This is a genomic window from Facivitalis istanbulensis (assembly GCF_040560405.1).
Lineage (GTDB): Bacteria > Pseudomonadota > Alphaproteobacteria > Sphingomonadales > Sphingomonadaceae > Sphingomonas > Sphingomonas istanbulensis.
Genome location: NZ_JAVSCQ010000070.1, coordinates 1 through 1,441 on the forward strand (window position 1 = coordinate 1; position 1,441 = coordinate 1,441).

A 1,441-nucleotide genomic window follows, 5' to 3' on the forward strand; every position below is an offset into this window, starting at 1 on the left:
CTATCACTACTTTGGCAGAAGTATGATTTTTGGGATTCCCAGTGAGGGAGATGCATGATTCATAGGGCGCCAGCTTTGATGGAGGCTGGCGATGGAAGAGGATTGGCAACGCGATCTGGAGTGCTGGTTGGAGCCGTATCTGGAAGATCTGGGCAACAAGACGCGGCGGCGGATGTGCCCGGCGTACATCGCAGGCCTGATCGGTCCGGGTGATCGCAAGAGCATCCAGCCGATGGCGGCACGCGCAGACGCGCTCAGCTATGACCGGCTCCACCATTTCATCGGTGCGGGGCTTTGGGACAGCGCGCCGCTGGAGGCGACGTTGTGGCGACAGGCAGATGCCCTGGTTGGCGGTGACCAGGCCTGGCTGATCATCGACGACACCGCGCTCCCCAAGAAGGGGAAGGCCTCGGTCGGTGTCGCGCCGCAATACGCCACGGTGCTGGGCAAGAACGCCAACTGCCAGACCCTGGTGTCGGTGACGCTGGCCTCGGGGGAAGTTCCGCTCATGCTGGGCCTGCGACTGTTCCTGCCGGAAAGCTGGACCAGCGATACGCCCCGGATGGCAAGGGCGGGCGTGCCCGAAGCATTCCAGGCCTATCGCACAAAGCCTGACATCGCCATTGAGGAGATCGACCGCGTCCTGGCTGCCGGTGTGCGCTTTGGCTGCGTCCTCGCGGATGCCGGCTACGGCCTGTCAGCGCCCTTCCGGCAGGCGCTCAGCGCTCGGGGATTGTGCTGGGCCGTCGGCGTCCCCCGTCATCAGAAGATTTATCCCGCAGACGTGCAACTGACCTTCCCGGTGGCGGGGCGTGGACGACCGCGGGTTCGGCATGTACCCGACGTCAAATCCCGGGCCGCCCATGCCATGCTCGAAGAGGCAAAGTGGCGGCAGGTCAGTTGGCGTCGAGGAACAAAGGGGCGCCTGACGGCCCGCTTCGCGGTCATGCGCGTGCGGATCGCCGATGGCCCACCACAGCGGATCGGTGCCGCAGGCGCACAGCATAGGCCGGGCGAAGAGGCTTGGCTGGTGGGCGAGCATCGCTCCAACGGCGAGAGGAAATACTATCTCTCGAACCTTCCCGCCGACACGCCGATCAAGGACGTCGCCGGCGCCATCAAGGCGCGCTGGATCTGCGAACAGGCGCACCAGCAACTCAAGGACGAACTCGGTCTCGACCATTTCGAAGGTCGCTCGTGGACCGGGCTGCATCGCCATGCGCTTATGACAATGATCGCCTATGCCTTCCTCCAGACACGAAGGCTCGCCCAGGCGGGGCGGAAAAAAAAGAGTCTCCGGCCCGCCACCTCAGCCGACCCTCCCGGCTGTCCGTCAGGCCATCCTTGATCGTCTGTTACGCCCGCCGTCGCGACACTGTCCGAACTGCGGAACGGCGCTACCATCACCGCGTCCCACACTTCTGCCAAAGTAGTGCTAGGC

1 protein-coding gene is annotated in these 1,441 nt (G+C 64.3%); it reads left to right on the forward strand.

The window, feature by feature from the left end; all coding sequences use genetic code 11:
• Positions 1-91: 91 nt before the first annotated feature.
• Positions 92-1,348, forward strand: coding sequence for an IS701 family transposase (locus tag RN629_RS18175; protein ID WP_407036485.1), 1,257 nt, complete (start codon positions 92-94; stop codon positions 1,346-1,348).
• Positions 1,349-1,441: the final 93 nt, after the last annotated feature.

Coding starts and splice junctions, on each gene's coding strand:
- RN629_RS18175 (WP_407036485.1), top strand. CDS start 92: ATGGAAGAGGATTGGCAACGCGATCTGGAGTGCTGGTTGGAGCCGTAT.